At 42.7% G+C, this 14,941-nt stretch carries 10 protein-coding genes; 9 read left to right on the top strand and 1 reads right to left on the bottom strand.

The window, feature by feature from the left end; translation table 11 throughout:
• Nucleotides 1–181: 181 nt before the first annotated feature.
• Entirely contained in the window at nt 182–1,888 is a 1,707-nt protein-coding gene (locus ASD40_RS33640) for a glycoside hydrolase family 2 protein (protein WP_057307511.1), read from the bottom strand.
• Between the two features lie 113 nt (nt 1,889–2,001).
• On the opposite strand from ASD40_RS33640, the gene ASD40_RS33635 reads away from it, so the two are divergent.
• From ASD40_RS33635 to ASD40_RS33595, 9 genes are all read left to right on the top strand, one after another.
• Nucleotides 2,002–2,829, top strand: a complete 828-nt coding sequence (locus tag ASD40_RS33635; protein ID WP_057307510.1) for an AraC family transcriptional regulator — start codon at nt 2,002–2,004, stop codon at nt 2,827–2,829.
• A 97-nt stretch (nt 2,830–2,926) separates the two neighbouring features.
• The gene (locus ASD40_RS33630; RefSeq protein ID WP_057307509.1) at nt 2,927–3,421 is read left to right on the top strand and encodes a CYTH domain-containing protein; all 495 of its coding nucleotides are present in this window, start codon (nt 2,927–2,929) and stop codon (nt 3,419–3,421) included.
• A gap of 404 nt (nt 3,422–3,825) precedes the next feature.
• Nucleotides 3,826–4,221: a hypothetical protein gene (locus tag ASD40_RS33625; RefSeq protein WP_057307508.1), complete on the top strand. Its 396-nt coding sequence runs from the start codon at nt 3,826–3,828 to the stop codon at nt 4,219–4,221.
• Between the two features lie 35 nt (nt 4,222–4,256).
• Nucleotides 4,257–6,425, top strand: coding sequence for an EAL domain-containing protein (locus tag ASD40_RS33620; RefSeq protein ID WP_082562630.1), 2,169 nt, complete (start codon nt 4,257–4,259; stop codon nt 6,423–6,425).
• 147 nt (nt 6,426–6,572) lie between these two features.
• Entirely contained in the window at nt 6,573–7,283 is a 711-nt protein-coding gene (locus tag ASD40_RS33615) for a response regulator transcription factor (RefSeq protein WP_057307506.1), read from the top strand.
• A gap of 31 nt (nt 7,284–7,314) precedes the next feature.
• On the top strand, nt 7,315–10,563 hold the full coding sequence (locus tag ASD40_RS33610) for a response regulator (protein WP_057307505.1): 3,249 nt from the start codon (nt 7,315–7,317) through the stop codon (nt 10,561–10,563).
• Between the two features lie 127 nt (nt 10,564–10,690).
• Nucleotides 10,691–11,434 (top strand): phytanoyl-CoA dioxygenase family protein, encoded by a 744-nt coding sequence (locus ASD40_RS33605; protein WP_057307730.1) that lies wholly within the window; start codon nt 10,691–10,693, stop codon nt 11,432–11,434.
• A gap of 985 nt (nt 11,435–12,419) precedes the next feature.
• The gene (locus tag ASD40_RS33600; RefSeq protein ID WP_057307504.1) at nt 12,420–13,925 is read left to right on the top strand and encodes an amidase family protein; all 1,506 of its coding nucleotides are present in this window, start codon (nt 12,420–12,422) and stop codon (nt 13,923–13,925) included.
• 1 nt (nt 13,926) lies between these two features.
• Nucleotides 13,927–14,913, top strand: coding sequence for a phosphotransferase enzyme family protein (locus ASD40_RS33595; protein ID WP_057307503.1), 987 nt, complete (start codon nt 13,927–13,929; stop codon nt 14,911–14,913).
• Nucleotides 14,914–14,941: the final 28 nt, after the last annotated feature.

The raw sequence follows: 14,941 nt of genomic DNA, 5'->3' as shown, positions 1-14,941 counted from the left end.
AGCGGAGAGACTTTGGTCTACGACCAAAGATCCCTATAAGCGGAGAGACTTTGGTCTACGACCAAAGATCCCTATATTAGGTTTTATCGCCAATAAGAAAGCGGTTTTTGGGAACCGAAAACTTATACTTTCTTATGTGGTCAAAAAGAGACCTAGCCCCCATCTACTAGGTCTCTTTCCTTTAACGTTTGGATCGATAAATCTCCTTAACCAATCGGTAAGCCAGCTTAGGCTTGCGATACTCATTAAGCAGCCCCTTGTTGTTAAAACTCCGCGCCCGGTCACGGAAGTAAGGACGGTCACTGCGCACATCGACGCGAATGTCGGCGAAGTGCCAGATCAGTGTGCCGACGATGCGAGGATCCTCGCGGAAGATCTGTAAAGCCTGCTGCACAACATCAGCTTGATAATCCTCACTGAACAGGCGAGGCTCCCAGCCAGCATCTCCGAAGATGCCCGCAGCGCCAAACTCGCTCATGATGACGGGCTTATCACTGGCACCTTGTGATTCTGCATGTTGATAATACTGCTGAAGCATGTCGCGGAATCCGTTCACGTTACCTTGGTACCAACCGTAATATTTATTGATTCCGATGACATCGAAATAGGAGAGTACAATGTCTTCTTCAGGATGCATAGTGGCGTATGTAACTAGGCGGCTGGTATCCATGCTGCGTATTTTGCTAACGAATTTCTTAGTAAGCTCCAGCGCTTCATCTGTGCGTGTATCAATTTCGTTATGAGCCCCCCAGAAAATGATCGAAGGATGATGATAATCACGGCTTATCATTTCGTCTAACATTTGCAAGCCGCGTTCTGCGAATAGGGGACTAGCCAGCGTTTCTTTGCTCATAAAACAGCCCCACATGGGGATCTCGCTCCACAGGAGCAATCCATGCTCATCAAGCAAATCGATCCAGAATTGGCTTTGTGGATAGTGTGAACCGCGAACGATGTTGCAGCCCATATCGGTCAATATATCCAAATCCTTCAGCATGAGCTTAGGTGGAAAAGCAAATCCCCATTCGGGATGCTCTTCGTGCCGATTCACTCCCTGCAAATACAGCTCTTTGCCATTAAGGAGGATTTGACCGTTATTTACTTCAATGGTTCGGAATCCTGTACGATCGATAAGATCATCTTCTCCTGCTCGGACCGTGAACATATATAATTCGGGATGCCCAACATCCCATTTGCGGATGTTTTCGAGGCTTCCTCGGAGAGAAAGCTGTGAAGATTGGCCCGCCGCGATATGAATGGTTGAATCTGAGATAGCTAGTCCTTCTGTAGAGGCGCTAACAACTATTTGACGATCAACCGAGCTTAAGGAGTTTAACCTTACTTGCAGCTGGATATCTGCTGAGTCGCCCTCAAGTTGATAATCAATTTTCAAGGATTCAATATAAACATCGGGCAGCTCCTGAAGCTCCACAGAACGAATAATTCCGCCATAAGAGTACCAATCTGCGATATCTGTGGGCAGTGTCTGCCAGTCCAGGGTACTATCAACACGAATGATTAATTCATGTTTCCCTTGCGCTAAATGAGGGATTATCATGGAGAACTGGGTGTAGCCGCCAAAGTGGTAACCGAGGTGATGACCGTCAACATAGACATCAGCATGGTGGAGAATTCCCTCAAAGCATAGCCCGATATTGGCTTCTTGTGTGGTATCGAAATACGTGCGGTACCACGCAGCACCGATATAATCGTAATGACCTAATTCGTTATTCCAGCAAGAAGGAACCACAAGCTTTCGAGAGCCGGAAGGGAACTTGGCATGCCATTGTTCTGTTATCCCTACATTTCCTGGGTCCGTTATGAAGTCCCATAATCCATCAAGAAGTCGGGTATGGCGCAGGGAGTGTTGTTGAAAAGTACGTATCAAAGGTAAAAGCCCCTTTCATGTATGTTTAGTAAAGCGTATCATGGAAGAAAGGTTATTTTCTATGGATAAAGAACTTTAGTATTTGTCAAAATCGCTTCGAAGGTGGTGAATGAATGGAAACCAATGAGCACCGAATGTATCATCTTCGATTGACCTATGAGAAGCTTCCTGTTCCAGGCTGGAAAGATATTCGGAATACAACAGATGTTCATTCTCTTTACTGGATTATGAGTGGAGAAGGAGAATTTACACATTCGCTTGACGAAGAGCTGCTAAAGGTACATTCGGGTATGCTCCTCTATTTAAAGCCGGGTTTTACGATGACCATGACATCATCTGTGGATAAACCGCTCTATATTCGTATGCTTCTGTTTGATGCTTTCGACATCCCCTATGAGAATCAAACCTGGCAGCAGCCGGTTCATTTGGACTCCCTTCAATTGCCTTTTAACAAGTTGTATTCTCCGGAGCAAGCGGTCTGGATTCAAGAGCAGTTCAAGCAGATAGGGTCCATACAGAGTCCGGACCCGCACGAAGGACAGGCTGAATTCCAATATATTCTTTCACGATTGATCCATTTCATGAGGGATACAAACACGTCAACGGACCCGTATATGAAAGCATTTCAGCAAGCGAAGTATTGGATCGAAACCTGCTATAATCGGCCCTTGAGGATGGAAGAACTCGCGCGAACATTCCATATCTCCGTCTCTCAGTTGCGCAAAATGTTCATGCAGCAAGTAGGCATTTCACCCAAAGAGTACTTGAACAGGATTCGCAATGAGAAAGCCAAAACGCTGCTACTGCTGACGGAAGAACCAATGAAAGCCATTGCGGCTGCATGTGGATTTGCTGATGAATTTCATTTTGGTAAAATGTTTCGGGCTTGGAATGAGGTATCTCCGGCACGGTTCCGAACTTTGAACAAGTCCAATCGATGAGAAGGATGGAAGGGGGAGCTCCCTTTTGGGAGTTTTTTTCATGATAGCGTGGTAAAATGGTGAAAAGAACATGATTTATTTGAGAGGGGTCACACTAATGAGTGCCGAAATTGAAAGAAAGTTCCTATTACCCGCGTTCCCTGCGGCTGAACTGGACAATAATGAAATCACGCTAATTTCAAAGCAGTACATCTATCAAACCTATCTGGCCTTCTCGGAGGATCAAGAAATCAGAGTGCGCCAGCTGGTAGATCGTTCTGGATTGTCGCATTTTACACATACGTTCAAATCGGGGCATGGCATGGTTCGGGAAGAGATTGAATACAACATATCGGAGCCTATATATAAGCAGCTTCTTGAACGTACGGGGTTGATCCCATTGGAGAAGATTCGCACCACGGTTGATGTTCAGGGACTCCATTTTGAAATTGATGAATATAAACAAGTGGATCTCCTGGTTGTCGAAGTCGAATTTCCTGATGTTGAAGCTGCGCGGCTCTTTGTAGTACCTTCTTGGTTTGGGAGAGAGTTAGGAGCGGAGGAAGAATTCCGAAATAAGTCGATGTGGGTCAAACTGCAGACGAACGCATAAACAAAGTTGTGTTGCGATTTCCTTACAATTGGTTAATAATCTTCATCAAGATATTTCCAATTGTAAGGAGGGATATGACGTGAAAAAAGGACTTGTAAGGCGCAAAAAATCGCCTCTAGCCTTTTATCTAGCAGCGCTCACTGTAACGGTTGCCATGAATTGCAAGCATGTCTGACAGAATATGTAACAACTATAAGATAAAGGCCGAGTTTATGACCCAAGTGAGGTCAGAGCTTGGTCTTTTCGCTTTTTTCTGAAGAGTTAAAGTGTTAGATTCGTTAGCGAACTATTAGGAAAAATAATGTTTAGCTAAAATTTTAAATAGATGTTTAACAACAATTACAAAGTATGATGGATGTACAGAAATAATAGCTAACATTTTCAGGAATTGCGAGGGGCCACCTATGAACCTGATACATTTTTACCGCCAGCAGTTTCTCGAATTAATTTCTCAGTTCGAGCCCAATTGGGAAGAGAATCGTAACTATAGATTTGGATTTCGTTGGAATTCGTATGCGAATTCTTCTTTTAAAGAAATTTTTCAAATGACTCAATTTCCGGACGAACCTTTGTATTTAGTGTATACGATTGAGCTTCCTGAAAAATACAAAAGGACGAATATTGGTGAAGTAGTCAAAAATGTTTCGTCATCCTATGAGCTGTCCTTGTATTTGTTCTCGGATAAGATTCTTTTAACCTCTTGTGTTTCTATAGAAAGCCTGCAGCAGACAACTTTAGGTTATGTAAATCAAGCACGAGGGGAAATCGTTGATCTTGTTTTCTCTGCGATTCAGATGTGAGTCTAGACGAATTCATAAGAATTTAGGTGATAAGTATGAGGAAATACCGGGTGTTAATCGTTGATGATTCCAACGAAATGAGAAATAGGATTGCGAATCTTTTTGAACAAGATGAACATTTTTCAGTGGTAGGATTCGCTGTTAATGGTGCCAATGCGCTTGATAAAATTGTTGAGCTGCAACCAGACCTAGTAACACTGGATGTAGAAATGCCCGAGCTCGATGGACTAGCCGCTTTGCGTCAAATTATGACCTTCCATCCTGTGCCGGTAATTATGCTGAGCAGCTGCACGGAAGAATGTTCAAATGTTGCCTTGCATGCTCTGGAGCTAGGGGCTTTGGATTTTTTCAAGAAGGAGACATTATTCCAAAGAACACAGAACGCGCTGTTGGAAGAAGAATTTCTATTACGGTGTAAAACCGCAATGAGGAAGAAACTGTTCCTACGGAATGAGACGAGTATGCTGGGGAAAGAGCAGTCGATCAAAATTCACTTGGAAATGCTTACATTTCTACTGAAAATGGAAGAGGATATGCTCCATTTTCACGCTGAGCTGCAGGATCAAATTAAACAACAGAATGGACTTCTCGTTAAATTTCATCTAGAGGATAATAAATTTATCTATACAACGTGGCAGGGTTCACTATTCAACCGGCTTGGTATCAAAGAGAATAACGCGGTAGGTAAGGATTTGTTTACGATTTTCCCGAAAGATAAGGCCGACTTCATGGCTCCTTACTATCAAGCGGCATGGGACAATGAAGAAGTTATTGATTTCGAAACTGAATGGCATGGTTATTATTACTTAACCGTTCTTCGTCCGATCAAACGAGATGGTGTAATGACAGAAGTCATTTCGCTAACAGTAGATATTACGGAGTCGCGAAGCATGGAGGAACGCATCCGCTATTTAATCCATCATGACCCTCTGACAGGCCTTCCCAATCGACATGGGTTAAGTAAATGGATCGAGGACGCCATTGCGCAGCAGGAACGTTTTGCCGTTGTATTCGTGAATTTGGATCACTTCAAACTGGCCAATGAAACGTTAGGTCATGATACAGGAGACAGAATTCTTCAAGTTATGGCCCGCAGATTGAAGAACAGCACCTTGATCAAAGATGTTTCTGTTTTCAGAGTGGGCAGTGATGAATTTATCGGTTTGGTTAAGCACCATTCGTTAGAAGAACTTGAAGGGTTCGCACATACCATTGTTCAGACTATCAATCAGCCCATTCGCATCCAAGATCATGAAATATATATGTCACCTTCAATTGGGATAAGCCAGTATCCACAAGATGATATTGACCCTGACAATTTGATTCGCTTTGCAGATATTGCTATGGAATACGCTAAGGAACTAGGCGGGAATCAAGTTCAATATTTTAATTCCCAAATTTATGCGAAAATAGAACGTAGAATTAAGATTGAAAAGCATTTGCGAAAAGCATTAGAGAAAAATGAGTTTATTTTGGTGTACCAACCGCAAGTCAATTTATTAGTGAATCAGATCGTTGGATTTGAAAGTTTAATTCGGTGGGAAAGCCCTGAACTGGGGCGCGTATCTCCGTTAGAATTTATTCCTATCGCAGAGGAAACGGGATTAATCTATCCGATTGGAAAATGGGTCCTTAACGAAGCATGCAGCCAGAATAAGAGCTGGCAGGAGTTAGGTTTTCCCAAGGTTTCAATGGCTGTCAACTTGTCTTCAAAACAGTTCTATGATCAGTCTCTCAAAGAACAGATTAACAGTATACTGCAAGAGACAGGGCTCGAACCGCAATATCTAGAATTAGAGATAACGGAAAGCATGACGATGGACGTTCAAGTTGCCTTAACGACTTTAAATAGTTTCAGAAACATGGGTCTGAAGATTGCAATGGATGACTTTGGAACGGGTTACAGCTCGCTCAGCTATTTGAAAGAATTTCCGATTCATCATTTGAAAATCGACCAATCCTTTGTGAAGGATATCTCGGTTAATCCTACCAATGCAGCCATTGTAAATACGATCATTGCGCTAGCACGTAACCTAAAGCTAGTTGTGATTGCAGAAGGGGTAGAAAACGAAGACGATTTAAAGATTCTACAGGAATTTAATTGTGACACCGTACAGGGATACTTATTCAGCCGCCCAGTGGAAGCAAGCGAGGTGCCCGAGATTTTTGATAGATTTGCATGCAATCGAATTGCACATACATAAGCATGATCCAAACGCCATGACAGCGACTGTCGGTTCAGTGGCGTTTTTGTTATTTCATATTTCTGGTAAAAAATAGTGTAGACCTGCCATAATTCGACATATTATAATAGATGTAAGAAACGAAATAGGTATAAAGGAGGGATTTTAGTGATTAAGGTGCTTATTATCGAAGACGACATCATTATAGGCCAAATGATAAGCATGTATCTTTCGGAAGATCAATTCGAAGTGAAGCAATCGGTAAATGGACATGACGGATTAAGGGAAATCGTTCATTTTCAACCTGATGTGATTTTATTGGATCTCGTTTTGCCAGATTATGAGGGGTTAGAGCTATGCGGGGCCATTAGGGAACTAAGTTCGGTTCCAATTATTGTGATATCCACGAAAACAAACATTAAGGAGAAGGTAGAGGCCTTTAATATTGGGGCTGATGACTATCTTTGTAAGCCGTTTAGCATGCAGGAGTTAAAAGCGCGCATCAAAGCCTCGCTACGCATGTCGGACATACAGGTTCCTGTTGCCGGTGGTTCGGAAGGGACAGAGTGTGAGTCACAATATGCTGACTTTACTCTGGATGTAGAGCGCAGGTTGATTGTGATCAAAGATCAAAAGATTGATATTACCAATTCGGAATTTGAAATTATGAAACGTTTTATTCACTATCCTGGCAGAGTGTTTAGACGCGATGAGCTTATAGATACTTTATATCGGATGGGCGAAATTGTGAATGATCGCGCGATTGATGTACATATTACGAATCTCCGTAGAAAAATAGAACAGAATCCAAAGGAACCTCAGTATATTAAAACCGTCTGGGGTGTTGGTTATAAATTTGTGCATCTTTCAGCTATTTAAGGTGTGTAATTATGCGATGAGGTGAATAGCAGTGCTCAAAGATCTACTGAACAATTTCTCGATACTGGCTGTTTTTATTTTCTTGTCTATCGAGATTTTCTATTCTCCTAGATTAAAAGCCGCATCAAGATGGAAATATCGCCTAATAGCAGGTCTGATGCATGGGATCTATGGCGTCATTCTGACTTTTCTTGGCGTACATGTTACTGCAAGACATATATTGGATTTAAAAGCGATTGCCATTCTGATGGCTACATTCATTGGTGGAGGAATTTCTGGTTTTATTGCCACGATGATTATGATTATTGGCAGGACGATGATAGATCCTTCTGTTTTCTTTCGAATCACAACATTGGGTCTGCTCATATTTGCTGGAACCGCACTAACCAATCATTTCGTTCAAGGTTATTGGAGAAAATGGACATTTTTAATTATGTGTCCTATCAGCGTTTTGTTCGTTGATATGGTACTCATCTATCATATTCCTGTTGCCCAGCTAGTCATTCCAGCTTTACTTCTGCATTTGGGAGGGGGCTTATTCGCAGCAGCGCTAATCCGCTATTTCTTAAAGGCAGAGGAGCTAAGGAGTCAAGTAAGTCATATCCAACAAGAGCTAATGGATATTCTTCGGCTGCAGCCCGGCATTACATTTAAACTTAAGAAAATTCATAATCAATTCATTTATTCGATGGTTGATGGCCGGTTGTTACGAAATCTCGGACTACATCCACAAGATTTATTAGGTAGAAATATGCAATCCATCAAAGGTTTTACTACTGAATTCACAACCTTTATAGTTGGGAAATTCGAAGAAGCGTGGAAAGGGAACAAAGTTGCTTTTGAGAATCAAATAATGGGCAAGATCGCCTTTACAACTTTACAGCCTATATTTGAAGGTGAGCAGGTGGTGGAGATCATCGGCTCTACGACAGATATTACAGAGAGAACAGCAGCAGAGCGGCGTATTCAGGAGAGTGAAGCACGTTATCGTATCCTCGTTGAGAATTCACAGGAAGGAATTCTTGGGTTCACGAAGGAAGGCGAGATTACCTCTGTGAATCAAATTGTTTCCCTAATGACCCATGCGACAGCTGCGGACATGTTAGGCAAAAAAATAACCGAATTTCTCCCGGAAGCGGAGCAAATTCGTTGGGATTCTCATTTCCAAGAAGTTATTCTGAATGGTGGTAATGTACGTTTTGAAATGAGCATTCCGTCCTCTACGGGTGTTCTTCGAGATTATTGTGTCACGCTTTCGGTCTGCCATGATGCGAGTGGCGAATTGGAAGGTATTGTTGGAACGGTGCACGATTTCACAGAAGTAACCATGCGGCATGCCGCCGATCAAGCGAACCAAGCCAAAAGTCAATTTATTGCCAAAATGAGCCACGAAATTAGAACTCCCTTGAACGGTATCATTGGCCTTTCTCAACTTCTCGGGAAAACCTTACTCTCCGACCATCAAAAGGATTATCTACATAAAATAACATCTTCATCCCATACACTGCTTGGCATTATTAATGATGTTCTTGACCTTTCCAAAGTAGAAGCGGGAAAACTCGAAGTTGAACGTACCGGCTTTCAGTTAGATGAGCTTCTCAAGGATCTCGCCAGTATTCTGAGTGTCTTATCCGATAGTCGCCAAATCGAGCTTATTTTTAATACAGCCGCTGAACTACCCAACCATATTCTCGGGGATCCGCTGAGACTGAAGCAAGTACTGCTTAATCTTTGCAGCAATGCGATCAAATTTACTTCAGAGGGCTATGTGATGCTCCAAATTGAGTTGGAACCACACACGTCCAAAGAAGAAATCATGCTTAGCTTTACCGTAGAGGATAGTGGAATAGGTATATCTCCAGATCGTTTAGCCTTTATTTTTGATCCTTTTTCTCAGGCAGATGGATCTATAAGCCGTGAATATGGGGGAACTGGACTGGGACTTACGATCAGCCAGCATTTGATTGGGCTTATGGGCGGGTCTTTAGCAGCTGAGAGTGTAGAGGGTAAAGGAAGCAGATTTAAATTTACACTGCCTTTTCAAGTCATAGAACTCGCTGATCCAGATGAATGGGATTTAACGAAAGATCATATGGCGTATCAAGTTTTGCTGGTCGAAGATCATCCCCTGATGCGCAGCAGCTTACGGGACACTTTGGAGTCGTTCGCCTTAATCGTTTCGGAAGTGCCTTCCTGGAAAGCTATGTTTGAACAGATGAAGACGTTAGGAACCGATGACGACAAGTACGATTGTATCCTGCTTGATATGGAAATTGAAGATATGTATGGCATAGATACATGGAACACATTTATTGAGTCGATCCAAAGAGATCGGACGCTTGTTGTATGCTTAACTTCGCCGCTTGGCAAAGAAGAAATGCTGAAACTTCCAATAAGCGCGAGACCTGATGCCGTCATGGTTAAACCGATTTGCCGTCTAGATCTATATCAAACGTTGGAATCCCTCTTCAATCCGCATAACCGATCTCCAAGAAGCGGCAGGCCTTTGCAGACCAAGTCCTCCAGCCCTAGCAAGAAAGGGCGAATTCTTCTCGTGGAGGATAACGAAATTAATCAGCAGGTTGCCTTGGAGTTTCTAATAGAGCATGGGTTTGAGATCACGGTAGCGGAAAATGGCCAAGAAGCCATTGAAAAACTCGAAATCGGCCAATACGACTTGATTTTGATGGATATTCACATGCCGATCATGGATGGCGTTGAAGCGACAGCGCACATTCGTCAAATCCCCAACTATAAGAAAATACCCATCATCGGACTGACGGCCAACGTTGTTAAACAGGATCATGAAGATTATATCCGTTACGGCATGAATGACGTCATTAGTAAGCCTTTGGATATAAAGCGTCTCTTTAGTGTGATTAGTAAATGGATAGAACCATCTACTTCCATAGAGGCTAGTCAGACGAACGCAATCGATTTTTATAAGCATATTGAAGCGATAGATTGGCAAGCTGCACTTGCCCGACTAGAAGGAAAAGAAAGTATTCTAATCGTCATGCTTCAGTTGTTCAAGAAAAATTATACAACTTTTGCCGAGCAATTAACGCAGAGTATCCTTGATGAGGATTGGAAGGCTGTCAAAAGGGCTATACACACACTTATCGGAGTTGCCGGAAGTATTTCCGCAAATCGTTTACATGAAGCTGCAAGTTATCTGGAACTTGCCATTTTGCAAAAAGATGATTTTCATGATCAGCTCATCGAAGTAGCAGAGGAAATAAAGCGTATTACCACATTTATCCCAAGTGTAGCCTCTTAGCAAATGGAACTGCTTATATCAATTTCAGATACAAACGTGATAATTCCAGCCATTGTTGAGTGGTGACCTCGGCAGTATGATGAAGGTAAGACTATTACTTTCACAAACAGGAGAGGGGATGGCTGCCATGTTTGTTAAGAAAAAAGATCGTATGTTACCTATCACGGAAGAGCAATATGAGCAGTTCGAAAGAGATGGGTATTTGCTTATTAAGAAAGGCTGCAGCAGCGATCTCATTGATGCCTTTAATGGACACATTTATGATATTCGTAACCAAGCGGAAATACCGAATTGGGCAGCCTGTGAAGAAAGCAAGAAATTCTCCCTGCGGTTGTTTAATCCGCATAAGCATGACAGCTTTTCTCGCCAAATGATGAAGCTTCCCATCATCCGAGGTGCACTAGCTCAATTAATGGGCAAAGAGGCTAACTGTGTGCAAAGTATGTACTTTTACAAGGAACCAGGTTCACCGGGACAAGCTTCGCATCAGGATTACTACTACATTAAGAATGATCCCATGACGATGATCGCTGCTTGGATCGCTTTGGAAGAAGTTGTCGATATCGAAAATGGATGCCTCTGGGTCATCCCTGGCACGCACAAGCTTGGGCTGCTGCCTCACGGCGCGGTGAAAAATATTGAAGAGCACGAATCATGGACTGACGAGACAGAAGGCGCAGACCTTAGCAAGCAGATCCCAGTCGAGATGGAAAAAGGAGATATCCTATTCTTTAGTGAGCTGCTCATCCATTCGTCCAATAAGAATCGAAGCAAGGACCGTTGGCGACGTTCCTATGTTTGTCATTACATTCGCGAGGATTCGTTTGTTACTCAGAGGGAAGATTTGAGAGAAAAATTTCCGTTGTACTAGATAAGAACACAGAGAAGAAGAAAGCTAACTTTTTTACAGCCAAGGCTGGAGAAGGTTAGCTTATTTTATAATGAGCGTTGGCCCTAACGGGCAAGTATCAGATCACGCTACGACTGTTGGCGTGGTCAACTGGTCTCAAACGATGAAATTCATCGTTAGAGTATGGGAATGCTCGAAAACACGTCCATAACAATGAAAAACATGCTTATAACCGGGAAAGATGATCATTATCCACAAAAATGAAGTCTCTAACGATGAAATTCATCGTTAGAGTAAGGTGAATGCTCGAAAACACCTCCATAGCGATGAAAAACATTCTTATATCCGAGAAAGGTGCTCATCATCCACAAAATGAAGTCTCTAACGATGAAATTCATCGTTAGAGTAAGGTGAATGCTCGAAAACACCTCCATAGCGATGAAAAACATGCTTACAACCGAGAATGGGGCTCATCATCCACAAAAGTGAAGTCTGAAACGATGAAATTCATCGTTAGAGTAAGGTGAATGCTCGAAAATTCCTCTATAGCGATGAAAAACATTCTTATATCCGAGAAAGGTGCTCATCATCCACAAAAGTGAAGTCTCAAACGATAAATTTCATCGTTTGAGTAAGGGGAATGCTTGAAAACCCTCCATAACGATGAAAAACATGCTTACAGCTGAGCTTAAAGTAAGCGAAAACCATGTTAAGGTTGTAATAGGTAATCTGAGAAGTTGTTTTCCGAGCTTAAGTTTGGTAATGACTGAGTTAGACTCGAAAACCAACCTAATCCCCAGCGGCAGCGATCATCAACAGAAGCAATCCCCAATACGATGAACAAAGCGTGCGACACTACACATGTACAAGTTGTCCTTCTAATGTAAAGCGATAGCAATTTAATCAAAAATAACTATAACTAAAATCCCCAACGTACACATACAGGAACTTCATACCCTACAGAGAACAGTGTTAATAAGACTGATATCTAGAAGGAGATTGACGAATGGAAAATGAGTTGGAGAAATGGATCATAGAAGCAGATATAGCAAGTATGCAGCATGCAATGAGTACAGGTAGGGTTACTTCGGAACAATTGGTTCATATATATCTAACTCGCATAGAAAAGTACGACTCCATATTAAATACCATTCTAGAAGTAAATTCAGACGCTATCAACATAGCCAAAGCTTTAGATGAAGAACGAATAGTGAAGGGCAGTCGTGGATTCCTGCATGGTATCCCTATTCTGTTGAAGGACAATATCGATACACACGATCGTATGCATACTAGCGCCGGTTCTATCGCATTAGCAGAATCCTTCGCGGCAGCCGATTCTTTCGTGGCGGCACAGCTTCGAGCGGCGGGAGCTGTGCTGCTGGGTAAAACGAATATGACCGAATGGGCAGGCTACATGTCAGGTGATATTTGGGCGGGCTATAGCTCAAGAGGTGGTCTCACTTTAAATCCTTACGGCCCTGGCGAATTATTCGTAGGCGGTTCAAGCTCAGGTTCAGCAGCGGCCACGGCAGCGAATCTAACAGCAGCAGCGATTGGAACGGAAACATCGGGCTCTATCATCAGCCCTTCTAGTCAGAATAGCTTAGTTGGCATTAAGCCAACGATTGGACTAGTTAGCCGAACGGGCATCATCCCCATTGCTCATAGTCAGGACACAGCGGGGCCTATAGCAAGAACGGTCAGCGATGCAGCGATTTTGCTCGGCGCTTTGACTAACATAGATGAGCGTGATGTTGAGACGTTAGCGAGTAAAGGGCGTTCTTTCCAAGACTACAGCTCATTTTTAGACGCCAATTATCTCCAGCAAGCTAGAATAGGGATCCCGAGATTTTATTATCAAGAATTAGACAAGGCTCGGCTTGATATTGTAGAGGCGGCTATCGCCGTTTTGAAACAAAATGGTGCGACAATCGTTGATCCAGTTGAGCTTCCGTGCGAGCAGACGCCTTGGGATGGCAATGTCATGAGGTATGAATTTAAGAAAGACTTGAATGATTATTTAGCCCAGTTGTCTGGCGAGATTCCCGTTCATTCTCTCGCTGATGTCATTGCCTACAATGATGCACATGCAAATCAAGCACTGAAATATGGGCAAGGAACTTTAATTTGGTCAGAGGAAACGAGCGGGACACTAACGGAACAAACCTATTTAGACAGCAAAAAGAAAGATAAAGAGATGTCGCGTGAGCAGGGGATTGATTATGCATTAGAAGAGCACCACCTGGATGCACTCTTATTTCTAGGGGCTGAGGGTGGGGCAGATCTTGCGGCAAGAGCCGGTTACCCATCGATTACTGTACCTGGAGGGTATGCTGCAACAGGGATTATTGCACTAGGCGGGTACACAACGAAGGGACCGCAAGGGATCACCTTTGTAGGAACAGCATTTAGCGAACCCACCTTGATTAAAATTGCCTATGGGTTTGAGCAGGCGACGAAACATCGCATACAACCCGAGTTAGCAGCAGCTGCAAAAATAGAGGTAGAATAAAATGATGAATCTAAGGACGATGGTCGTTGGATTAACCGATGATCTTGTGGCAAAGGCATTCATGCGGTTATGGGAGCACGAGGAAGGAACATTAAAAGTTTGGCGGGCAAGTTCCAACTTCGTATATCGATTTGAAAATAAAGGTAAGAAATTCTTTTTGAGGTTCTCTTTTGAAGGAGCACAGTCCCTGGAGCAAGTAGAAGCTGAGCTTGATTTCATAAAATACTTAGCCTCATCTCATTATCCTACAATTGTGCCTATACATTCTAGCGAGGGTAAGCTGGTTGAAAGAGTAACGACAAGTGAAGGGGGATATATTGGTGTTGTGTTCAGTGATGCGGAAGGGGAAAGTTTAGATTGTGAGCAAATGAACGATTCGCAGATGGAGGCGTGGGGGAAATCACTTGGCTGCTTGCATGCATGGTCACAGGTATATGAACCTGCTAAAGAATTAAAGCGTAAGGATTGGCGAGATGGACTGGATCATATTGCAGCGGCATTAGAACGTCATTCACATGAAAAAGAAGCTTTGATTGAGCTGGATAACCTGAGGATTTGGCTTTATTCTTTAAAGCAAACCAAGCATGATTATGGCCTCATTCATTATGATTTTCAACAGGATAACATTTTCTGGCAGGCAAGTAAGTCGCAATTTCATGTTATTGATTTTGATGATGCAATGTATCATTGGTATGCGATGGATATTGTTGCAGCTCTTGCTGACGTATTGGATCATACAGAGAGGGATTCCAGCAATCAGGTAGAATGCTTTCTGAGAGGCTATACGGCGATATGTCCATTAGACAAACAAATGATAGAACACTTTCCAAAGTTCCTAAGGTTTTCTAAGCTCTATAGCTTTTCAAGAATCTTAACAGCTTTGGAGGACAGTGATCTATCCAATACGCCACCATGGTATGCAGGATTGAAATTAAAGCTCATGAAAATGACGGACGAAATGAGACTTGGTTTCAGCAACCCATGGTAACCTACTGATCAGCAGCACACAAGGAGGA

This window comes from Paenibacillus sp. Root444D2 (assembly GCF_001426375.1).
In the GTDB taxonomy this organism is placed as follows: Bacteria; Bacillota; Bacilli; order Paenibacillales; family NBRC-103111; genus Paenibacillus_E.
Note: the sequence above shows the minus strand (reverse complement) of the source record. Positions and strands in the feature narration are given on the sequence as shown.

Excerpts from the sequence above, each read along its gene's own strand:
- ASD40_RS33600 (WP_057307504.1), top strand. The coding sequence starts at position 12,420 with ATGGAAAATGAGTTGGAGAAATGGATCATAGAAGCAGATATAGCAAGT.
- ASD40_RS33625 (WP_057307508.1), top strand. The coding sequence starts at position 3,826 with ATGAACCTGATACATTTTTACCGCCAGCAGTTTCTCGAATTAATTTCT.
- ASD40_RS33635 (WP_057307510.1), top strand. The coding sequence starts at position 2,002 with ATGGAAACCAATGAGCACCGAATGTATCATCTTCGATTGACCTATGAG.
- ASD40_RS33620 (WP_082562630.1), top strand. The coding sequence starts at position 4,257 with ATGAGGAAATACCGGGTGTTAATCGTTGATGATTCCAACGAAATGAGA.
- ASD40_RS33630 (WP_057307509.1), top strand. The coding sequence starts at position 2,927 with ATGAGTGCCGAAATTGAAAGAAAGTTCCTATTACCCGCGTTCCCTGCG.
- ASD40_RS33605 (WP_057307730.1), top strand. The coding sequence starts at position 10,691 with ATGTTTGTTAAGAAAAAAGATCGTATGTTACCTATCACGGAAGAGCAA.
- ASD40_RS33595 (WP_057307503.1), top strand. The coding sequence starts at position 13,927 with ATGATGAATCTAAGGACGATGGTCGTTGGATTAACCGATGATCTTGTG.